The sequence below is a fragment of the Hyphomonas sp. genome (assembly GCF_018402285.1).
Taxonomy (GTDB): domain Bacteria; phylum Pseudomonadota; class Alphaproteobacteria; order Caulobacterales; family Hyphomonadaceae; genus Hyphomonas.
In genome coordinates this window covers 680,230-701,551 of record NZ_JAGYJH010000003.1, presented here as the reverse complement: position 1 = coordinate 701,551, position 21,322 = coordinate 680,230, and the positions used below count along the sequence as shown (strand labels likewise).

General features: G+C 63.8%; 19 protein-coding genes. 10 read left to right on the top strand and 9 right to left on the bottom strand.

The window, feature by feature from the left end:
- Nucleotides 1-4: 4 nt before the first annotated feature.
- The 3 genes from KG722_RS06075 to KG722_RS06065 are packed head-to-tail and all read left to right on the top strand — an operon-like array spanning nt 5 to nt 3,571.
- Nucleotides 5-694, top strand: a complete 690-nt coding sequence (locus tag KG722_RS06075; protein ID WP_213270751.1) for a response regulator transcription factor — start codon at nt 5-7, stop codon at nt 692-694.
- Nucleotides 695-701: 7 nt separating this feature from the next.
- On the top strand, nt 702-1,997 hold the full coding sequence (locus tag KG722_RS06070) for an ATP-binding protein (RefSeq protein WP_213270749.1): 1,296 nt from the start codon (nt 702-704) through the stop codon (nt 1,995-1,997).
- Between the two features lie 32 nt (nt 1,998-2,029).
- Complete coding sequence (locus tag KG722_RS06065) at nt 2,030-3,571, top strand: carbon-nitrogen hydrolase family protein (RefSeq protein WP_213270747.1); 1,542 nt, start codon at nt 2,030-2,032, stop codon at nt 3,569-3,571.
- 3 nt (nt 3,572-3,574) lie between these two features.
- On the opposite strand, the gene KG722_RS06060 is transcribed toward KG722_RS06065, so the two are convergent.
- The 3 genes from KG722_RS06060 to KG722_RS06050 are packed head-to-tail and all read right to left on the bottom strand — an operon-like array spanning nt 3,575 to nt 5,099.
- A complete protein-coding gene (locus KG722_RS06060) occupies nt 3,575-3,865 on the bottom strand; it encodes a 4a-hydroxytetrahydrobiopterin dehydratase (protein ID WP_213270746.1) in 291 nt (96 codons plus the stop codon).
- Between the two features lie 3 nt (nt 3,866-3,868).
- Nucleotides 3,869-4,462, bottom strand: coding sequence for a hypothetical protein (locus KG722_RS06055; RefSeq protein ID WP_213270745.1), 594 nt, complete (start codon nt 4,460-4,462; stop codon nt 3,869-3,871).
- Nucleotides 4,449-5,099 carry an HAD-IA family hydrolase gene (locus KG722_RS06050; RefSeq protein ID WP_213270744.1) on the bottom strand — a complete coding sequence of 217 codons (651 nt, stop codon included), beginning with the start codon at nt 5,097-5,099 and terminating at the stop codon, nt 4,449-4,451. The genes KG722_RS06055 and KG722_RS06050 overlap by 14 nt, the downstream gene beginning before the upstream one ends.
- Before the next feature lie 114 nt (nt 5,100-5,213).
- Here KG722_RS06050 and KG722_RS06045 point away from each other — a divergent pair, with 114 nt between their 5' ends.
- Nucleotides 5,214-6,131 carry an SDR family oxidoreductase gene (locus KG722_RS06045; RefSeq protein ID WP_213270743.1) on the top strand — a complete coding sequence of 306 codons (918 nt, stop codon included), beginning with the start codon at nt 5,214-5,216 and terminating at the stop codon, nt 6,129-6,131.
- Between the two features lie 231 nt (nt 6,132-6,362).
- Here the strand turns inward: KG722_RS06045 and mtgA are convergent, their stop codons facing one another.
- The 5 genes from mtgA to KG722_RS06020 all read right to left on the bottom strand — a co-directional run bounded on the left by mtgA (nt 6,363) and on the right by KG722_RS06020 (nt 15,526).
- Complete coding sequence (gene mtgA / locus KG722_RS06040; protein WP_213270742.1) at nt 6,363-7,493, bottom strand: monofunctional biosynthetic peptidoglycan transglycosylase; 1,131 nt, start codon at nt 7,491-7,493, stop codon at nt 6,363-6,365.
- Nucleotides 7,490-8,617: a tRNA epoxyqueuosine(34) reductase QueG gene (queG, locus tag KG722_RS06035; protein ID WP_213270741.1), complete on the bottom strand. Its 1,128-nt coding sequence runs from the start codon at nt 8,615-8,617 to the stop codon at nt 7,490-7,492. Before queG ends, mtgA begins: the two co-directional genes overlap by 4 nt.
- Nucleotides 8,598-9,272, bottom strand: coding sequence for a glutathione S-transferase family protein (locus KG722_RS06030; protein ID WP_213270738.1), 675 nt, complete (start codon nt 9,270-9,272; stop codon nt 8,598-8,600). The genes queG and KG722_RS06030 overlap by 20 nt, the downstream gene beginning before the upstream one ends.
- A 66-nt stretch (nt 9,273-9,338) precedes the next feature.
- Nucleotides 9,339-14,063 (bottom strand): NAD-glutamate dehydrogenase, encoded by a 4,725-nt coding sequence (locus KG722_RS06025; protein ID WP_213270737.1) that lies wholly within the window; start codon nt 14,061-14,063, stop codon nt 9,339-9,341.
- Nucleotides 14,064-14,437: 374 nt separating this feature from the next.
- Entirely contained in the window at nt 14,438-15,526 is a 1,089-nt protein-coding gene (locus KG722_RS06020; protein WP_213270735.1) for an AI-2E family transporter, read from the bottom strand.
- Nucleotides 15,527-15,677: 151 nt separating this feature from the next.
- Here KG722_RS06020 and KG722_RS06015 point away from each other — a divergent pair, with 151 nt between their 5' ends.
- Nucleotides 15,678-17,234, top strand: coding sequence for a helicase HerA-like domain-containing protein (locus KG722_RS06015; protein WP_213270733.1), 1,557 nt, complete (start codon nt 15,678-15,680; stop codon nt 17,232-17,234).
- Complete coding sequence (locus tag KG722_RS06010; RefSeq protein ID WP_213270731.1) at nt 17,231-17,431, top strand: hypothetical protein; 201 nt, start codon at nt 17,231-17,233, stop codon at nt 17,429-17,431. The genes KG722_RS06015 and KG722_RS06010 overlap by 4 nt, the downstream gene beginning before the upstream one ends.
- A gap of 10 nt (nt 17,432-17,441) precedes the next feature.
- On the opposite strand, the gene KG722_RS06005 is transcribed toward KG722_RS06010, so the two are convergent.
- A complete protein-coding gene (locus KG722_RS06005) occupies nt 17,442-17,675 on the bottom strand; it encodes a hypothetical protein (RefSeq protein ID WP_213270729.1) in 234 nt (77 codons plus the stop codon).
- Nucleotides 17,676-17,824: 149 nt separating this feature from the next.
- On the opposite strand from KG722_RS06005, the gene KG722_RS06000 reads away from it, so the two are divergent.
- The 4 genes from KG722_RS06000 (at nt 17,825) to KG722_RS05985 (ending at nt 21,306) form a co-directional block, all read left to right on the top strand.
- Nucleotides 17,825-19,255 (top strand): aldehyde dehydrogenase family protein, encoded by a 1,431-nt coding sequence (locus tag KG722_RS06000; protein WP_213270727.1) that lies wholly within the window; start codon nt 17,825-17,827, stop codon nt 19,253-19,255.
- 84 nt (nt 19,256-19,339) lie between these two features.
- Nucleotides 19,340-19,954: a glutathione S-transferase family protein gene (locus tag KG722_RS05995; RefSeq protein ID WP_213270725.1), complete on the top strand. Its 615-nt coding sequence runs from the start codon at nt 19,340-19,342 to the stop codon at nt 19,952-19,954.
- A gap of 206 nt (nt 19,955-20,160) precedes the next feature.
- Nucleotides 20,161-20,628 (top strand): hypothetical protein, encoded by a 468-nt coding sequence (locus tag KG722_RS05990; protein ID WP_213270723.1) that lies wholly within the window; start codon nt 20,161-20,163, stop codon nt 20,626-20,628.
- A 105-nt stretch (nt 20,629-20,733) separates the two neighbouring features.
- On the top strand, nt 20,734-21,306 hold the full coding sequence (locus KG722_RS05985; protein WP_213270721.1) for a hypothetical protein: 573 nt from the start codon (nt 20,734-20,736) through the stop codon (nt 21,304-21,306).
- The last annotated feature ends 16 nt before the right edge of the window (nt 21,307-21,322 follow it).

Genomic DNA, 21,322 nt, shown 5'->3' with positions numbered 1-21,322 from the left:
TGCCATGAGCCTCAGGGATCCTGCCCACATCCTCATCGTCGATGACGATGACCGCATCCGCGACCTGACCAAGCGCTTCCTGACCCTGAAAGGCTTCCGGGTGACCGGCGCGCACGACGCGGCGGCGGCCTCCCGCCTGATGGAGAATATGGCCTTTGACCTCGCCGTGCTTGACATCATGATGCCAGGCGAGACCGGACTTGAACTCCTGGAACGCATCCGGTCGGGCCCGTCCAGGACCACGCCGGTCATGCTGCTCACCGCCCGGGGGGAAACCCGGGACCGGATCGAAGGCCTGCGGCTTGGCGCAGATGACTATCTTGCCAAACCCTTCGAGCCAGAAGAGCTCGCCCTGCGCTGCGAAGCGATCCTGCGCCGCTGGCAGAAGCCTGCCCCGCCGCCCGAAGAGATCGAGATGTCGGGCCTCGTCTTCAATGTGGAGCGCGGAGAGCTCAAGGCGGGTGACCAGCGCGTCCGCCTGACCGATGCCGAAGCGCAGCTCCTGACCATCCTTGCCCGTACACCCGGCGAAGCGATCAGCCGGGAGGACCTCGCCGAGATGACTTCGGCAGGGCTTGAGCGCTCGGTCGATGTTCAGGTCACGCGCCTGCGCCGCAAGATCGAGCCCAATCCGAAGGAACCGGTCCACATCCAGACGGTGCGGGGCATCGGCTACCGCCTTATGCCGGATTGATCGGCCGATGTTCCGCCTGAGAGACATCACCCCAAGCGGCCTCTATGCTCGCAGCCTGCTGCTGATCCTGGCGCCGGTCCTGCTGATCCTTGGTCTGATGACCTGGTATTACTATTCCAGCCACATCGCCGAAATGAACCGCAAGCTCGGACAGGCAATCGCGCGCGACGCGGCCTTCATCCGGGACGCCTGCATAAATCCCGATTATGGCCCGGATGACCATGCGCGGATACAATATCTTCTGGAAACGGAATTTACCTGCACCCTTCCGGCAGGCGCTGTTCCCAGCGATCAGCTGCAGCAGAGCTTTGCCTACAACGACACGCTCGTCAGCGAACTGGCTGCACGTCTGGGCAATGAGCTTGTCGTCGGGCAGGTTCCGCAGGACGCCAAGCTTCACATCCGTTTTCCTGCCGGCGGTACAATCGCCGAGATCAACATCGATCGCAAACGCGCGCTGGTCATCAACTCCCACTTTTTCATCGTCTGGGTCATCTTCTTCTCCCTGCTGATGGTGGCCCTCGCGATCGGCTTCCTGAACCAGCAGGTACGCTCCATCCTGAGGCTCTCGCAGGCCGCGCGGGCTTTCGGCCGCGGCCGCGATCTGGAAGACTTCCGGCCCTCGGGGGCGACCGAGGTGCGCGACGCGGCGCGCGCCATCATCGACATGAAGAACCGCCTCACCGCCTTTGCAGACCAGCGCACCGCGATGCTCGCCGGCGTCAGCCATGACCTGCGTACACCCCTCACCCGGCTGAAGCTGACCCTCGCCCTCATGCCGGACTCCGAGGACATGAAAGCGGCCCAGTCCGATCTCGACGACATGGCAATGATGCTGGACGAATACCTCGCCTTTGCGCGCGGCGAGGAAGGCGACGAGCCGGGCCAGTTCGATATTGGCGTGATGGCGCTGGAAGTGGCGGCGAGCTTCGGGCCGCATATTCCCGTCAGCGGGCCGCCCTCGCTCACGGTCCGGGGGCGCCCGCTCGCCCTCAAACGGGCGATCACAAATCTTGTCTCCAACGCGCTGAAATATGCCAGCCACGCCCGCGTCACCGTGATCAATGGCCCGCACTGGGCGGAAATCATCATCGATGATGATGGCCCCGGCATTCCGCCCGAGCGGTATGAAGAGGCCTTCCGGCCCTTCTCGCGGCTCGACAAGGCCCGCTCGCAGAACACCTCCGGTTCGGGTCTCGGCCTGACACTGGCACGCGACACAGCCAGGCTGCATGGCGGCGATGTGCGCCTTTCCCCCAGCCCACTGGGTGGATTACGCGCAATTTTAAGACTACCGCACTAGGTAAGGGCGCCAGGACGTTCATCGGAGAAACCATGACTGCCACACGCACCAAACTCGTCATCCGCAATGCCAAGCCGAAAGATATTGCGGGCATCCGTCCGCTCTATGACAAGGTGTATGGCGTCGCGGACGGCTATACGGTTGATCAGATAGCCGGTCAGATCAACAAATTCCCGGATGGGCAGTTTGTTGCCGAGTTTGAAGGCCAGATCGTCGGCCATTGCGTCACCTTCGTGATCGATGCGGCAACCGCGCTCTCCCAGCATACCTGGACCGAGATAACCGGCGGTGGGTTTGCCGCCCGCCATGATCCGGAAGGCGACATGCTTTATGGCATGGATGTGATCGTCGATTCTGAGTTCCGCCGCCTGCGTATCGGCCAGCGCTTCTACAAGGTCCGTCAGGATCTTTGCCAATGGCTGGAACTCAAAGGCATCGTATTTGGCGGGCGGATGCCCGGCTACCATCGTCACAGGAAGGAATTCCCCAACCCGGCCGACTATATTGAAGCGGTCAAAGCCTCCAAACTGCGCGACCCGGTGCTCAGCTTCCAGCTGCGCCAGGGGTTTGAGGTCGTCGGTGTGCTGAAGAATTACATGCCGGAGGATATGGATTCCTGTGGTCACGCCACGCAGATGTTCTGGCGCAACCCGCTGGAACAGGAAACGATCAAGGCCAAGCCGAGCCTTGGCGACACCTCTCTGCCCGAGCGTGTCCGCGTGGCAACGGTTCAGTTCCAGATGCGCCGCATCAACGCGATTGATGAATTCGAGCAGCAGGTGGAATACTTCGTCGACATTGCGTCAGACTACCGCGCAGACTTTGTGGCCTTCCCGGAACTCTTCACGCTGCAACTGCTGTCGCTGGAGGGCAAGCCGCTCGGCCCGGCCGAAGCGATCGCGCGGATTTCCGAATATACCCCGCGCTTCATCGCCTTCATGGAGCGCCTGGCCGTCTCCTACAATGTCAACATCATTGGCGGGTCGCATCCGTCCCGGATGCCTGACGGTGACATTCACAATGTTGCTTATGTCTTCCTGCGGGATGGCTCGGTCCACACCCAGGAGAAGCTCCACCCGACCCCGTCCGAGCGCAGCTGGTGGAACATCAAGGGCGGCGAGGGCAACTCCGTTATCCAGACCGATTGCGGCCCGATCGGCGTGATGATCTGCTATGATTCCGAATTCCCGGAAATCGCCCGCCACCTTGTCGATCAGGGCGCGCTGATCCTGTTTGTTCCCTTCTGCACCGATGAGCGCCGCGGATACCTCCGTGTGCGGTATTGCAGTCAGGCCCGCGCCGTGGAGAACCAGTGCTATGTCGTCATGTCCGGCGTGGTCGGCAATCTGCCGAATGTCGAGAACATGGACATCCACTATGCCGAGAGCTGTATCCTGACGCCCTCAGACTTCCCCTTCTCCCGTGACGGGATTGCCGCCGATGCCGCGCCCAATACAGAGACCGTGGCGATTGCCGACCTTTCCCTCTCAGACCTGCTCACGGCGCGCCAGTCAGGCGCCGTGCAGAACCTGAAGGACCGCAGGTTTGATCTCTACCGGGTGGTCTGGAAGTAAGGCTCAGGCGAGCTTTGCGGCCAGCTGGTCCATGAAGCCGGCGAGTTCGAGATCCTTCTGCGTGACGCCGTCGGCGTCATGCGTGGTGAGGATCACGTCGACCTTGTTGTAGACGTTGAACCATTCGGGATGGTGGTCCATCTGCTCGGCCTTGAGGGCGGTGGCCGACATGAAGGCGAAGGCGGTCTTGAAGTCGGCAAAGCGGTAGGCCTTTGAAATGGCGTCGCGCTCGCCTTCGGCGACCTTCCAGCCCTTGAGGGCCTTTATGGCAGCGTCTGCACCGATCTTTGACATGTCCTATTCCTCTCCATCCTGGCCGAGTACGAAATACACCCAGCGGCCATCGGCCGATATGGCTGTGCGCATGCCCGGATAGCCTTCACCGGCGCGGATGCGGGCGATACCATCCTCGCCGACAAGTTCGCGCAGGCGCCGGCGCTCCAGGAAAGTCAGCTTCTCCGGGATCAGATCGCGCGCGTCCTTGGCGGCAATGTCGGGCCAGACGAACCAGGTCTCGCCATCAATCTCGCGCTTGCCGGGCGGGCCCTCGAAGAGATCCCGGATCTTGCGGTTGGGATCGACGCCGGTGCGGCGCAGGAGGTCCCAGAACTCGTAATGATCCTGGCCGCCGATATTGGAGATGAAGCCTTCCTGCTGGCTGGCGAGGCGGCCAAGGCTGCGCAGGGCGCCGCGTTCGGCTTCGCGCAGGATGGCGGCTTTCATCTTTTCGGCGTCTTCGGTCAGCTCGACCGCCTCGGGCGGCTGGGGCGGACGGGTGAGGGATTGGGGCGGCGCGGGCGGGCCTGCAACCGGCACAACGCCGCGCTCAGCCTGCGAGCAGGCCGCGAGCGCTCCCATCAGGAGGGCGAGCGTGAAGCTAGCGCACCGCATAGCCGGTGATGGCTTCCAGGTCGGCCAGCAATTGTTCTTCGCTGGTCACCTTGATGGTCGCCATGCCCATTTCGCGGGCCGGCTTCAGGTTGATTCCCAGATCATCGAGATAGACGCAATTCTTCGGGTCCACATCGAGGGCTTCGCACATCAGCGCATAGATACGCGGATCAGGCTTGCGGATGCCGAGCTTGGAGCTCTCGATCAGATGATCGAACTGGGCAAACACTTCGGCGAGCTGGGCAGCCTTCTCCGCGTCCTGGGTCATCGAGGCGCCCTTGCCGATGGGGGCGTTGTTGGTGATGCAGCCGACCTTGCCATGGCCCTTGCAGACCTTCAGCGCAGTGACGACGCGCGGGCGCAGATGGCCCGAGAGAAGCGCCAGGATGTCCTTGCCGGGCACATCATGGCCCATCGACCGGGCCTCAGCGCGGAAGAGACCGTCAAATTCCTCAGCGCCGACCAGGCTGCGCTCGAGCCTGGCCCAGGCGTTTTCGAGCGGATTGACGGCGTTGACCGAGCGGATGAAGTCTGCGGGCAGGCCCTTTTCGGCCTCATAGCGGTTGAATGCCTCGAACGGCGAAGAGGTGAAGACCCCGCCGAAATCCCAGATTACTGCCTGAAAGGTACGTGTCATGACCGGCTTGCTAGCCGCTTGAGCGGCGCTTTTCAAACCTTGATTTTCTCCCCGCCCCTTGCAGCCCGGCTTTGGGGCGATAGTGTCCCGCCCCGATACACAAAGGAGGATCAAATGGGCGTTCTGGACGGCAAGGTTGTGCTGGTAACCGGCGGCGGCAATGGCATTGGCAGGGAAACCGCGCTTCTGGCAGCGCGCGAAGGCGCCAAGGTGCTGGTCAATGATCTCGGCGGCGGCCTGAAGGGCGGCGATGAGGGCGATGCCGGCCCGGCAGAAGCTGTCGCGGCGGAAATCCGCGCGGCAGGCGGGGAAGCGGCCTCCAACTCCGAAAGCGTGACCGATTATGGCGCGGTCGCCAATATGGTGACCCAGGCCCTCGACACGTTCGGCCGCCTCGATTCGATCGTCAACCCGGCCGGCATCCTGCGGGACGGCATGTTCCACAAGATGAGCGAAGGCGACTGGAAAGCCGTGATCGATGTTCACCTGCACGGCTCCTACAATGTCGGCCGCGCGGCGGTGGAATATTTCCGCGAGAACGCGCGCGGCGCCTATGTCTTCTTCACCTCAACCTCGGGCCTCATCGGCAATATCGGACAGGCAAACTATGCCGCTGCCAAGCTCGGCATTGTCGGCCTCTCCCGCATCCTGGCGATGGAAGGGGCGGCGAAGAACATCCGCTCCAACGTGATTGCGCCGTTTGCCTGGACACGGATGATTGCCTCGATCCCGGTGAAGGACGAAGCCAGCGCCCAGCGCGTTGAGCGGATGAAGAACGGGATGCGCGCCGATCAGGTGGCCCAGCTCGCCGTGGCGCTCTGCTCGGATCAGTCCTCGAATGTTTCAGGACAGATTTTCGGCGTGCGCGGCAACGAAGTGATCCTCTTCGACCAGCCCCGCCCGGTGAAATCCCTGGCGCGGATGGAAGGGTGGAACCCCGAAAGCCTCATTTCCCAGGCCTTCCCGGCGATGAGCCCGGACTTTACCGATCTCGGCGCGACGGCGAGCGTGTTCCCTTACGAGCCGATCTGACCCCGGCCGCTTTGCCCGGCGCCGCCCTCACCGCTGTCCGGCAAAGGCGTTGATCCCGGTGATCCGGGGACAGAAAATGACATCAAGACGTATCGGGGCGGGCTGTTGCAGCCTGCCCCGATTGCGCTTGGGGCATGGCAAGCAGCAGTATGGCGCACCGGCGCGGCGGACGCGGCCATTTGGGGACAGATCCGGACACGCCCGTGCCAACGGGCGACACTTAACGCCGCGTCACTCCGGCGGGCGCAGCTCTGCCGGGCCGGAAGGGTCGGGCGCTTTAGCGGGCGGATCAGCCTGGGTCTCTTCCGGGGGCCGTTCGGGCAAGTCTTCAGGCCCAGGATCGGCGGCGGCATCGCTGATCGGCTCGCCGGATGCTTCCGGGTCCGGCGGCGGCGGGTTGGCGAAGGTTTCGTCCGCCGAGTTCAGGATGTCGTTGAGCGCGTCATTGGCATTGCGGGGCTCATCTGTCCCCTCCTCTTCCACCGGCGCGCCGAGGGCTTCCTCGCCGGTTTCGGGGGCTTCGGGGAGGTCTTCGAGCACGGGCGGCGGGCGCGGGGTTTCGCCCTTGGGCGTTTGGCGGGAGGGGAGTTTCGGAGCGTCTTCGCCAAAGACGCAGGCCGCGTAGCCTTCGTTGGCCACGACGCGCAGGCGGCCCTGGATGGAACCGGCGCGGCGGCGCACATAGGGGCCGGGATTGTCGGCGCTCCATTTGTTCGGAGACGGAAGGACAGCCGCCAGCAGCGCGGCTTCGCGCTCGGTCAGGTCCGCGGCAGATTTTCCAAACCGGGCCTGGGCGGCGGCTTCGGCGCCAAAGAGGCCATCGCCCCATTCGGCGACATTGAGATACATCTCCATGATGCGCCGCTTGCCCCAGACGGTTTCAATCACATAGGTCATCCAGGCTTCACCCGCCTTGCGGGGCATGCCGCCGCCATTCCAGAAGAAGACGTTCTTGGCGGTCTGCTGGCTGATGGTGGAGCCGCCGCGGCGGCGCTTGTCAGGGTTCCTGGCGTTGTATTCACGGGCCTGCTCGATGGCGTCCCAGTCAATCCCGCCATGGGCGCAGAACTTGGCGTCCTCAGCGGCGATGACGGCGTAGACGAGGCGGGGGGAGATCCTGTCGAGCGGGACCCAGTCGCGCTTCACCGCCTGCCCCTGCATCGCGCGCTGGGTCATCAGGAGGGTGCCGGGATTGGGCGCAAGGCGCAGGATGAGCGCATAGAGATGAAAGAGGACGAAGACGGCGACGCCCGCCAGCAGGAGGCCAGCCAGGAGGCGGCGCCAGAGAGGGGCTTTACGCTTCCCGGGCGCAGGCGCGGGCTGGGCCCCGCGGGGCGCTGCTGCGTTGATGCCGTCGCTCATTCAGGCGTTCCGTCCCATTCTGCGATCACCGTCCTATCATGCTCTGCCGGCCGGCGGCGCGCCTTTTCCTCCGCAAAGCCGGCAGGATCAAGGCGGGCGAGCGCCCAGACAGCCGCCCCGCGCACGACGGGCGCGGCGTCCTGCAGCAGCGGCAGCAGGCTGGAGACGAGGCGGGGCTCGCCCGAATTGCCGATAGCGATGCAAACATTGCGGACGAACCGGTCCCGCCCCGAGCGCTTGACCGGGGAGCCGGAGAAGACATCGCGGAACGCCGGCTCGTCGAGAGCGGCCAGTTCATCCAGGCCCGGACCTTTCAGTTCTGCACGCGCAAACAAGGCCGATTCAGACGCGCTGCTGGCGAACTTGTTCCAGGGGCAGGCGGCCAGGCAATCATCGCAGCCATAGATGCGGTTCCCCATGGCAGGGCGAAACTCGGCGGGAATCGGCCCGGCATATTCGATGGTGAGGTAGGAAATGCAGCGGCGGGCGTCGAGCTGGTAAGGCGCGGGGAACGCAGCTGTCGGGCAGATGTCGAGGCAGGCGCGGCAGGAGCCGCAATGATCGGCCTCGGCCGCGTCGGGGGTCAGTTCGGCGCTGGTCAGCACCGTGCCGAGGAAGAACCAGGAGCCGAGCTCGCGGCTGACGAGATTGGTATGCTTGCCCTGCCAGCCAAGGCCCGCCTTCTGGGCGAGCGGCTTTTCCATCAGGGGGGCGGTATCGACGAAGACCTTGACCTCGGCGCCGGTGATCTCAGCGACGTCCCCGGCGAGCTGCTTGAGACGGGACTTGATCAGGTCATGATAGTCCCTGCCCCGTGCGTAGACGGAGATATTGCCGGTCTGGCGCTCAGCCAGCGTGTCGAGGGGGTTGTGGTCGGGACCGTAATTCATCGCCACGACAAGGGCGCTGCGGGCGCCCGGCCACATGGCAGTGGGCGCGCTGCGGCGCTCCAGCGTGGTTTCCATCCAGGCCATGTCGCCATGCCGGCCAAGCTCGACGAAGGCTTTGAGCCGATCGCCGGCGGGCCAGGCCTCGTCGGCGCGCGTGATGCCCGCCGCGTCGAAGCCCAGGGCGAGGGCGCGGGATCTGAGCTGGGCGCCGGGGTTAGAAATCGAGCTCTGCATAATGGGATACCGGACGGGCAGCCTCCAGACGGTCAGCCAGCAGCGGCCGGAAACTCGGACGCGACTTTATCCGCATATACCAGGCCTTGAGGTCTGGCACGGCGTCCCACTGCACATCGCCGAAATAGTCATAGGCGGAGAGATGGGCAGCGGCAGAGAAGTCGGCGAGGGAGAGCTGGCGGCCGGCGAGATAGCCGCGCGTCTCGGCCAGCGCGTTAAGGAAAGTCAGGCGGCCGCGCAGGGCATGGGCGCCGCGGCGGAGCTTTTCGGAATCGGGCTGGCGGTCGCGGCGGGTCCATTGCAGCACGCGTTCGGAGAGGAGTGTGTCGGTCACCTCCTCCATGCCCGCTTCCACCCAGGTCCAGAGGCGGCGGGCCTCGGCGCGCTCGGAAAGGTCGTCGGGCAGGAGCGAGGGCACGGGGCGGACTTCTTCAAGATGCTCGCAGATGGCGCGCGTGCCGCTGGCCGCGAAACGGGCGCTGCCATGGGTGGAAACCACCGCCGGGGCCACCGCGCCAGGCGCAATCGAGGCAATCTCGAGTTCCGGCGCCCAGGGGCGCGACGGCACAGCCTCGAACGGCTCGCCCTTTTCGGAGAGCACGAGGCGGACCATGCGGCCGGCGGGATCAAGGGGCCAGTGATAAAGTCGCAGCATGTTTTTCACTGTGGATAACAGGCGTAAACGTTGTGTGTGCCCGCGCGATTTACCCGCCGGTTTTTTCTAACGGCCCATGAACTGGCGCACCGCGTCGGTCGACAGCGCGAATTTGGCGAAGGACCAGTCGCGGTCCTTGCTGAGCCCGCCGAGCGTGGCGAGGAGCTGTTTGCGCCCGTCGCTGCGCGCGTCGAGCCAGGCCTCTGCCCCGCCTGCGCCAAGGGCCTCTTCCGACACGCTGGCCTGCAGGCGCACGAGTTCGGAGATGAGACGGCGGCCGGCGACACGGTCCCAATAGGGCGCGTTGATGAGGCCTTCGCGGGCCGAAGACCGCAGCCGGTCAAGCCGGAGCGCGTCGCCGACATGATAGAAGGTGGTGCCAGCCTCGATGACGCTGGTGGCGGTGCGCGTCGCCAGATCGGTGACCACAAGGCCCTGGGCAAAATAGCCCATTGCCGCCGCCCAGCGGGCAAGGGCTTCTGGCGCGCCGCGTTTCATGAAGGCGCGGGCCGAGCGCTCGATCCGGGAGGCCGGATAGGCCGTCTGGATGGTGGCCAGGGCCGCTTTGAGCTCGTTCAGCGGGCCATGGGTGAGGCTGACGGCCTCGCCGGTGGATTTATCGGGCAGCGCACGGATGAACCAGGCCGCCGCCTCGCTGACAGCCTGCACCGCTTCGATATGCAACTCGGTCTGCAGGTCGGCGGCGACTTTCGTGTCGAGCGCGAAGATTTCGCGGCGGTAGCCGGAAATGTCGAGCACGGCGCGGGCTGCTTCAAGGCCCCGGATGGCATCGGCAGGCGCCGCGCCAGTCAGTTCGCGCAGGCGCAGGATGGCAACCGGGCCGCCAAGATCGAGGCTGCGGTTTGCGATGATCGTGGCGATGATTTCGCGGCGCAGGCGGTGATTGGCGAGCGCCTGCTCAAAACCGTCGATCGGGCTCGGGAAATAGGCCTTCAGGACGCTGGCGAAGAAAGGATCGTCCGGCAGGCCCGACGCGACAATGTCATCAAACAGGACAATCTTCGACCAGGCAAGCAGGACGGCAAGCTCCGGGCGGGTGAGCGGGCGGCCTTCGGCGCCGCGGGCCTGCATCTCCTGGGTGGAGGGCAGACCTTCCAGCGCGCGGTTGAGCACGCCGCGTTCTTCCAGATAGACCATCAGGCGCTCGAGCGCTTCATGGTCTTCAGAAGCGGTCGCTTCGGCAAGGCTGAGCGTGTTGGTCTGGTCGTAATTATGCGTGAGCACGAGCCGGGCAACATCGTCAGTCATCTGCGCCAGCATGACGTTGCGGTCGGCCTCCTTGAGCGCGCCGAGGCGGATGGCTTCGGCGGCCAGGATCTTGATGTTCACTTCGTGGTCGGAGGAATCAACGCCCGCCGAATTGTCGATGGCGTCGGTGTTGAGGCGCCCGCCGGCGAGGGCGAACTCGATCCGCGCGGCCTGCGTCATGCCGAGGTTTGCCCCCTCCCCGATGACCCTGGCCCTGAGATCGCGGCCATTGACCCGCACGGCATCATTGGCCCGGTCGCCGACATCGGCATTGGTTTCGTGAATGGCTTTCACATAGGTGCCGATACCGCCGAACCAGAGGAGGTCGGCCTCTGCCTTGAGGAGGGCATGGATGATCTCGTCAGGCGTCGCCGTGTCCTTGCCGAGCCCGGTCAGCGATTTCATCTCCGGGGTGAGCGTAATCGATTTGGCGGAGCGCTCGAAGATGCCCCCGCCCCTGGAGATGAGGTCGCGGTTATAGTCCGCCCAGGACGAGCGCGGCAGGGCAAACATGCGCTCGCGCTCGGCCAGGCACGTCTTCGCATCAGCAGGGTCCGGATCAATGAAGATGTGCATGTGGTTGAACGCTGCCACGAGACGGATCTCCGGCGAGAGCAGCATGCCGTTGCCGAACACGTCGCCCGACATATCGCCCACGCCGATGACGGAGAAGGGCTCGGTCTGGATGTCGCGGCCCGTTTCGCGGAAGTGGCGCTTGACCGCTTCCCAGGCGCCGCGCGCGGTGATGCCCATCTTCTTGTGGTCATAGCCGGCCGAGCCGCCGGACGCGAACGCGTCGCCCAGCCAATGGCCTTTTTCGAGGCTGATGGCGTTGGCCGTGTCGGAGAAGGTGGCCGTGCCCTTGTCAGCGGCGACGACGAGATAGGGATCCTCCCCGTCCCAGATGACCGTACGCTGAGGATGAACGACCTTGCCTTCGATGATGTTGTCGGTGATGCCGAGCAGCGCGGTGATGAACTGCTTGTAGGCGTCGCGGCCGCTTTCAAACCAGGCGTCACGGTCTGACCGGTCCGCAAGCTGTTTGGGATAGAACCCGCCCTTGGAGCCGACCGGCACGATGACCGCGTTCTTGACCTGCTGGGCTTTGACAAGGCCAAGCACTTCGGTGCGGTAGTCCGACGGGCGATCCGACCAGCGCAGGCCGCCCCGCGCCACCGGGCCAAAGCGCAGATGGACGCCTTCGACCTGCGGGCTGTGCATGAAGATTTCGCGGAAGGGTTTGGGCTCGGGCAGGTCTGCCAGTTCACGGCTGGCGACCTTGAAGCTGATGAAGGGGCGGAAATCGCCGCTGTCATCGGCCTGATAGAAGTTCGTGCGCTGAGTGGCCTCGACGAGATGGTAGAGCCGGCGCAGGACGATGTCGTCGGCGAGGCTGACGACATCCTTCATGGCTTCCTCGAAGCGGGCGGCGATCCCCCGCTGCGCGGCCTTGCGGGCGTCAAGCGTGGCATCGGCCTGCGGATCGAAACGGGTGGCGAAAAGCTCAAGGATCAGCCGGGTGACAGCCGGGTACTGGGCGAGCGCGGCTTCCTGCACTTCCTGGGGCTGGTCAAGCCCGCTCTGGCGGCGATAGGCGCTCAGGGCGCGGATGAGCGCAGCTTCCCGCCAGCTGGCGCCGGCAACGAGGACAAGCTTGTTGAAGCCGTCATTCTCGGCGCGCCCGCCCCAGACAGCGAGGAAGGCCTGCTCGAATTGCGTGGCGATCTCCTGCAGCGGCAGGGTCGAGCCATCGGCGGTTTCCATCGACAGGGCGTGGACCCAGTAGACATCGGGCGCATCGGCCGCCGGCTTTGCCAGCGGGCGAACAGGATAGCCGGTTTCAAAGTCCACAAAGAGGCCGAGATTTTCGAACACGGGCACGCAGCGCGAGAGGGCAATCGAACCGGTGCGGGCATAAATCTTGACGCGGACCTTGGACGGGCTGTCGGCATCCAGACGGTAAGCGCGCGCCACGATGGGCATGCCGGCACTGAGCTCGGCCATGCAGGTGACGTCGCGCATCGCCTCTTCCGGCGGGAAGGCTTCGCGGTAGGCAGCGTTGAAGGCGCCGACAAAGGCGCGGGCCCCTTCCCGGTCAGCGCCGCTGAGATCTGAGCCCATCAGGAGGTCGCGGAAGCCCTGGTCCCAGGTGCGGGCAAGCTCGATGATCTGTTCTTCGATCAGGACCGGATCGGGCTCGGGATGGTTCGGGTGCAGCGCGATCTCGAAATGAACACGGGCGAGCGGGCCGGAGTCAAAATAGGGCTGGAAGCTTTTCAGCTCGCCCTGATAGGCCTGTGTCAGGAGCGCGCCGATACGCTGGCGCAGGGCGGTGTCGTAGGATTCCCTCGGCACAAAGACGAGGGCGGTGACAAACCGGTCGAACTCATCGCGGCGCAGGAAGGCGCGGGTGCGCGGGCGGCCGATGAGATGCAGCGCGCCCATGATCATCGGGCCCAGAACCGTCGAGCGGGTCTGGAGCAGCTCGTCGCGCGGCCAGGTTTCGATGAGGTTGGCGAGGGCCTTTTCGGTGTGGCCACCCGGCGCCGCGCCGGAAGCTGCCATGATCTTCTGTACACGGCGGCGCACGAAGGGGATCGACCGGGCCGTCTCGTCATAGGCCTCTGCCGTGAAGAGGCCGAGGAAGCGGACTTCGCCGTTCACGCGGCCTTCGGCGTCATATTTCTTGACCCCGATATAGTCGCACTGGACGCGGCGGTGAACGCGGCTCGGCAGGGTCGACTTGGCGATGATCAGCGGCACGGGCGACTGGAGGAAGTCACCAATCTCGCGGGTGAGCATGAGGGGCTCGCTGTCACGGCTCAGCACGTTGAGGTTTTCGTCGCGCAGGATGCCGAGATTGGAGCCTTCGACCATCAGAGGCTCGGCCGGAACGACCCTGCCCTCCGCGTCGGTTTCAAAGTCATATTCGCGCGCGCCGAGGAAGACGAAATGGTCGCGCGAGAGCCATTCGAGGAAGGAGACGGACTCGTCCCGCTCCGCAGACTGGATGTGAGCGAGGCCGGAGAGGCGCTTCATTTCGGCGCGCATGCGCGCGCGCATGGCGGCATGGTCGGAGACAGCCCGCTCGACATCGGCGAGGGTGGCACGGGCGCCCGCTTCCAGGACGCCGGCTTCAGCCGGCGTCAGGAGGGCGGTGTGGATCTGGATGACGGAGACCATCCGGCCATCGGTCATGGTGACGACCGGGTGGAAGAGCGTCTTCACCTCATGGCCCTGGGCGGCGCATTCGCCGAGCAGTGAATCGACGAGGAAGGGCATGTCGGGCCCGGTGACCTGAAGCAGGCTGCGCTGGAGCGTTCCGGAGGCGCCCTCGGCCTTGACGGAAACATGCACCGCGCGCTGGCCGGCCGGAACGGTTTCAGCCCAATCCCAGAGGCGCTGCGCCAGTCCGCGGATGTCTGCCTCGCTGAGGCCGGAAATATCTTCCCGGGCGGCTTCCTGAAGAATCTGGTCGAGAACCTGGCTGGCAGGTCCGGTGGCTGTCTTGGAGTGGGGCATGGGAACGACTCGCGCGCGAAAACCGGTCAATGCCCGGGTCTACCCGCCCCAGGGGAAGGCTTCAAGAAACATGTTTCAAACGAAACAGTTGCAGAAATTCAGGAATGTGTGGAAACGGGCGCCGGATGCAAGCGGACCCGTCAGACGGGGACATGTCTGACGGGCCCTACAGGCAGTTTCCGCAGGCTGGGTGGGGGGACGCACGCGGAAGCCTGATTTCAATATATGCTGTTTGCGGTATCGGTAAATCAACAGCAAACCGACGCTGCAAACCTTAATTTTCAGTAGTGGTGGCGCCAGGAATCAATACCCGTCACCCTCAGCCCGCTTCTTGTGTAACATTTCAATGACGGGTTGGCTAGCCTGCGGAACAGTCAGGCGGCCTCTTCTGCGGCCGCGCGGACCTTGGGCTTTCCGTCTGCGGAAAGCAGGATCGCGATCCATCTGGTGTGCGGGGACTGGGCAAACAGGATCATCATCAGCACCGTCAGCGGGGCTGACAGGAACATGCCGGGTATACCCCAGATCACGCCCCAGATGGCGAGCGACAGAAGCACCACAAGCGCCGAAAGATTCAAGGATTCTCCCATCATCCGCGGCTGGACGAAATTCCCGATGGAGAACTGCCAGAAGCTGACGATGGCAAACACGATGGCGGCGTAGACATAGGATTCGTCCAGTGCCAGAGCCGGGACCCAGCCGGGGATGACGGGCTGGACCAGCGCAAAGAGCGGCGGAACCAGCGCTGCGACAATAGAACCCACGGTCGGGATATAGTTGAGGACAAAGATCACCGCCGAGAGGAAGAGCGCATTTTGCACGCCCAGTGCCAATAGCGACAGGTATGTCAGCAGGGTGATCATCGCGGAGATCACGGTCTGGGTCCACAGATAGGTCTCGATGGCGAGGCGGGCGTCATTGCCGATCCGGCGGACCATCTCGCGCTTCTGGGAATCGGGGAAGATGTTGTCGAGCTTCTGGGTCCACATCGACTGGGCGGTGAACAGGAAGGCGACATAGATCAGGATCAGCACGATATCCCCGGAAAGGCCGCGTACCGAATTGGCGATGGTGGCAAAGAAGCGCTGGCCGCCCTCATTGAAGACAAGCTGGGTCAGCGTCGGCGCATCCTTCAGGCCCGCCAGGCGATATATCTCAGCGATCAGGGCATTGATCTTTTCCTCATACTCGCTGCCATCGCGGCCGAACTCGGCCACCCCGTCTGCCATCAGGGCGATGAAGCCAACAAAACCGCCTACCACGAGCAGCACGGCAAGGATTCTGGCCGGGCCGATATGGATGGTGCGGGAGGCGTTGTTGATGACCGTGCCGAAGCCCTCGATGATCAGGAACAGGAACACCGCCATGGCGAAGGTGGCGAGGATTTCACGGCCGAAATAAAGGAGGGCGATGATGACGCCGGTCGCGATGATCCAGATGCCGGTCTTGGTGGCGCTGCCCATTTAATGCTCCGATTGGGTTGACCGGCGCAGGGTGGGGCGGCGCAACAAACGCGTCAAGCAGGAGAAACCTGCGCGCCCTGGCTTGCTCAAATTGCCGGAACGGCTAGCCTCTGCCCTTTATCTGAGACCGTATAAGCAAGGGGCTGGCAGCATGAGCGAGACAATTTTCCTGGGCGGCGCTGACGCCGATGGCGCCGGCAAGCCCGACGATGCCCAGTCGCTGATCCTCAAGGTGGCCAACCGGCACGGCATCGTGGCCGGCGCCACGGGCACGGGCAAGACCGTGACCCTGCAGGTGATGGCGCAGGCTTTTTCCGATGCGGGGGTGCCCGTCTTTGCCGCCGATGTGAAAGGCGACCTTTCAGGCATCGCCTTCCCCGGCACCGAGACCCATAAAGCCCACGGCGCCTTCACAAGCCGGGCAGACGCCATCAACATGGGCGAACTGACCTATCGCCCTGCCCCGGTAATTTTCTGGGACGTGTTCGGCGAGAAGGGCCACCCTGTGCGCACCACCATCGCGGAGATGGGCCCGGTGCTGCTCTCCCGCCTGATGGGGCTGACGGCCGTTCAGGAAGGCATCCTCAACATCGCCTTTCAGTATGCGGATGATCACTGCGTGGAAGATCCCGAATTCCTGATCCTTGACCTCAAAGACCTGCGCAAGCTGCTGGCGCATCTCGGCGAGCCAGGCATCCGCGAAGAGGTGAGCCGCAGATATGGCAATGTGGCGCCTGCCTCGCTGGCCGCCGTGCAGCGGGAATTGCTGGTTCTCGAGCGGGCAGGCGCGGAAAGCTTTTTCGGCGAGCCTGCCCTGCAGCTCCCCGACTTCATGCGCACGACGCCGGACGGGCGCGGCTATGTGAACATCCTGGACGCAACAAAGCTGATCAACAGCCCGAAGCTCTATTCCACCTTCCTGCTCTGGCTGCTCTCGGAGCTTTTCGAGCAGCTGCCTGAAATTGGCGACCCGGAAAAGCCGCGGCTCGTCTTCTTCTTCGACGAAGCCCATCTTCTCTTCACGGACACCGCGCCGGCGCTGTTGCAGAAGATCGAGCAGGTTGTCCGCCTCATCCGCTCGAAAGGCGTCGGCGTCTATTTCGTGACGCAGAACCCGCGCGATGTGCCCGAGAGCGTGCTCGCCCAGCTTGGCAACCGGGTGCAGCACGCCCTGCGCGCCTATACGCCGATGGAGCAGAAGGCGGTGAAATCGGCCGCCGCTTCGTTCCGCCCCAATCCGTCTTTCAAGACCGAGACGGTGATTACCGAACTTGGCGTGGGCGAAGCGCTTGTCTCAACGCTCGACGCAAAAGGCACGCCCTCTGTCGTGCAGCGCACGCTGATCCGGCCGCCTTCCTCTCGCCTTGGCCCGGTGAGCGATGCCGAGCGCGCAGAGATCCTCAAGGCAAGCCCCGTCTTTGGCCAGTATGACAAGATGGTCGACCGTCAGTCGGCCTATGAGATCCTCTCAAGGAAAGAGGCAGAGGCGGCAAAGCTCGCCGAGAAGGAACGCCTCGCCGCCGAGAAGGAAAAGGAAGCGGCCGCCAGGGCCAGGGCGAAAGCTCCGGCAAAATCACGCACGACCTCGAGCCGCTCACGCCGCATGACGCCGACCGAGCGGGCCACCAACACCGCCGCGACCACGATCAGCCGGGAAGTCACCCGCTACATCCTGCGCGGCATTTTCGGGAATATGAAAAAGAGATGATCCGTTCAGCCCTGATCCCTGCCGCCGCCCTGCTTCTGGCAGGCTGTGCCAGTTCGCCCAATGACGGCTGGATCGCCCGAGAGGGGGCCATGCCCTACGAATCCGCCCGCGCCGCCTGCCAGGAAATCAGCTATGGCATCGAGGTGAACTACATCACCTGCATGGCCGGGCGCGGCTGGACGAAGCCGAAGACTTAAACGCCGCGCATCAGTCCATCTTTTCCTCAAGGGTGCTGACGAGCCGCGTGGCGAGCATCAGGCTGAGCATCGCCGTCTCGCCATAGGCATGGCGCGGCGGCTGCCCGTCGACATGAAACACGCATTTCCAGGCCCGCATCGCCTCCTCAAAGACCGGTGCGTCGAAGGCCACTTTTTTGGTTCTGTTCCGGTTCTGCCCAGTCCCCCAATCCGGCGTGAGCATCAGTTCCAGCCGCGTATGCATGTCATGTCTCCGCCAGTGCCTGAAAAAGCGCTGGTTTTCAGTCTGCCCCATCGCCCCCTCCCCCCGCGTCAGGAGTGGCGAAACGCCTCTGCCTCTCCTATAGTAAGGAAGATGTCCATTTAAGACGCGCTCAAGGGAGGCCCTGGCCCATGCAACAATTCCTCAAATTCTATATCGACGGCGAATGGGTCGATCCGGTAACGCCGCGCACGCTGGAAGTCGAAAACCCGGCGACCGAAGAGAATTTTGCCGTGATTTCCATCGGCTCGGCCGCCGATGTCGACAAGGCTGTCGCCGCTGCCAAGCGCGCCTTCCCGAGCTTCTCGCAGACGAGCGTGGACTACCGCGCAGACCTCCTCGACAAGATCACAGCCGGTCTTCAGAAGCGCATGCCCGACCTTGCCAAGGCCATCTCCGATGAGATGGGCGCGCCGATGTGGCTCGCCAATGCCGCGCATGTGCCTTCGGGCATGGGCCACTTCGCCACCACCGCTGCCATCCTGCGCGATTACAAATGGGAGGAGCTGAAAGGCACCACCCTGCTGCGCAAGGAGCCGATTGGCGTCTGCGCGTTCATCACGCCCTGGAACTGGCCGCTGAACCAGATCGCCTGCAAGGTGGCTCCGGCCATCGCTGCTGGCTGCACGATGGTTCTGAAACCGTCTGAAATTGCCCCCCTCGACGCGATGATCTTCGCAGAAGTGCTGCATGAGGCCGGCGTGCCCAAAGGCGTGTTCAACCTTGTGAACGGCGACGGCCCGGGCGTCGGCTCGGCGATGTCGGCACACCCCGATGTCGACATGGTGAGCTTCACCGGATCGACCCGCGCCGGCGTTCTGGTGGCCCAGGCGGCTGCCCCGACCGTCAAGCGCGTTGCCCAGGAACTCGGCGGCAAGAGCCCGAACATTGTTCTGCCTACGGCCGATCTGCAGAAGGCCGTGTCCAGCGGCATCATGAACATGATGACCAATACCGGCCAGAGCTGTAACGCCCCGTCGCGGATGTTCGTGCAGAAGGACCAGCAGGACCAGGCCATCGCGATTGCCAAGGCAACGGCTGAATCGGTGAAGGTCGGTATGCCGGCCGAAGCGGCGCCCGGCGCCATCGGCCCGATCTCCAACGCCAACCAGTACCAGAAGGTCCAGGATCTCATCCAGAAGGGCATCGAAGAGGGCGCAACCCTCGTTGCCGGTGGCCCCGGCCGCCCTGAAGGCTTCAACAAGGGCTACTTTGCCCGCCCGACCGTGTTTGCGAATGTCACCAATGACATGACCATCGCGCGCGAGGAAATCTTCGGCCCTGTGCTCTGCATCCTGCCCTATGACACGGTCGACCAGGCCGTCGAGATGGCCAACGACACCGTCTACGGTCTCGCCGGCTATGTTCAGGGCCCGGACAAGGAAGCCCACGCCATTGCCAACCGCATCCGCGCCGGCCAGATCCTCGTCAACGGCGCCCGCCCGGACTTCTCCGCGCCGTTTGGCGGCTATGGCCAGTCGGGCAATGGCCGCGAATGGGGCGAGCATGGCTTCGAGGAGTTCCTCGAAGTGAAAGCCGTGATCGGCTACAATGCGGCGTAATCATCGCTTGGCAGCAAGATAACCGAAGCGGCAGCCTCATGAAGCTGCCGCTTCTTTTTTATCCGGATACAGAGGAAATTCCCGATGGCCCTCAAACTGCATCATCTCAACGCCTCGCGCTCGCAGCGCATCGTCTGGCTCCTCCTTGAGCTCGGCGTGCCGCACGAGATTGTCCACCACAAGCGCAACGAGACAACGCGGCTTGCGCCGCCGGACCTGAAGACTATCCATCCGCTCGGCAAGTCGCCGCTGCTGGAAGACGGCGATGTCGTGATTGCCGAGACCGGGGCGATTGCAGAATACCTGCTGGCGAAGTTCGACGCCGCCCACACGCTGCATCCAAAGCCGGACTCTGCGGACTTTCCGCGCTACCTGGAATGGGTCCACTCGGCCGAGGGCGCCGTGTTCCTGCCCGGGTTGCTGGCGCTCTATACCGGCATGGCCGGAATCACGGACGGTCCGGTGGCGCAGATGATCGCCGGCGAACGCGAAAAGGTCGGCGCGCATATCGAGGCGCACCTGTCGAAGCATGCCTACTTTGCAGGGGATACATTCACGGCGGCAGACTGCCTGATGGGCTTCCAGATTGTGATGACCGACGCGCAGGGCGGGCTGGCCAACCGGCCGGCCACGAAGTCCTGGCTGGACCGCGTGACAGCCAGGTCTGCCTATCAGGCGATGCTGGCTGTAGGGGTTTGAACAACCCGAACTGAATTTCTGGCGTCACACCCTTGATTAATCCACTTACTCTGTATTTCAAAGTAATTGGAGGAACGAAATGACGCCCGATCACGCTCACTGAGATCGAAGCCGGTCTGAAGGCCGCCCGCCCGTAGGCTTATGCTGAAACCCGGGCAGGCTGGCCGGTACCACTGGCAGGCGCGATATGCCCGGGTTTGCTTGTGATGCCTGGCAGCCGGATCAGCGAAGCGAGCTGGACGTTCATTGCGCAGGTGATGTCGGGAGCGATCATTCCTGTCGCGGTCGCGCTGGCGGCGATCTTCCGTAACCCCTTTATGAAAGTGAAAGTGCCCGACCAGGGCGCCGTGCTCATGGCGATGGGCGCGATGCTGCTTTTCTGGCCCGGCGCGATTGCGGCGATGTGGACCGACAATGCGCTGGCCCCGCTGTTGATCGCCATCGGAATGTCGGGCCACTGGCCGGTGTTCGGCTGGTCGTATGGCCGGCCGGCGCCGTTCATTGCCCATGCCGTGATCCGGGTTTTGGCCGTCTTTGCGATCTGGCTGCTCCTGCCGGAAGACCGCTTCACCCTGCTGCCTGCAGCGGTTGCAGGGATCTGTCTCGTCACGGTGCTCGTCCTCTGCGTCGACAGCGGCCATGTCGCCCGGAAACTGAAATCCACGGGATCGTGATCGGGATCGGCCCACGTCACAGTGTTGTGAACTTGCCTGTTGGCTGGCGTTCATATTCGTGGAGTCACACTATATAGTGATGAGAAACTCCAGGAGGCCGTTGCCATGAAACGCCTTAGCCTAGTCGCCGCCATTGCTGCGCTCGCCTTTACCGCGGCGTGCGCCACCGCCACGCCTTACCAGCAGGCGACCAGTTCCGATCGCGGCTTTTCGGACATGAAGATCGAGGACAACCGCTACCAGGTGGAGTTCTCGGGCAACTCGCTGACCGACCGGAAGACGGTGGAGACCTATCTCCTCTTCCGCGCCGCCGAGATCACCAAGCAGAACGGGTTTGACCATTTCCGCGTCGTGCGCCGGGACACTGACGCCAGCACGCGGGTCATTCCTTCGGGCGCAGCCTATTCGCCCTTCTATGATCATTTCCATCTGAACTACCGCTTTTTCGGGCCGCGGGCCTCGTACTTCTACGATCCCTACCGCCGGGTGCGGTATGGCCGGTTCAGCTATTATGATCCCTTCTGGGATGGTCCGATCAATTACCGCGAGCAGACGAGCTATGTCGCCAGCGCCGAAATCGTGATGGGCAAAGGTCCGAAGCCGGACGATGTGGCCTTCTTCGATGCCGATCAGGTGATCTTCAACCTGGCCGGCCAGATCCAGCGGCCCGCGCCCTGACCGCTACCGGATGAGG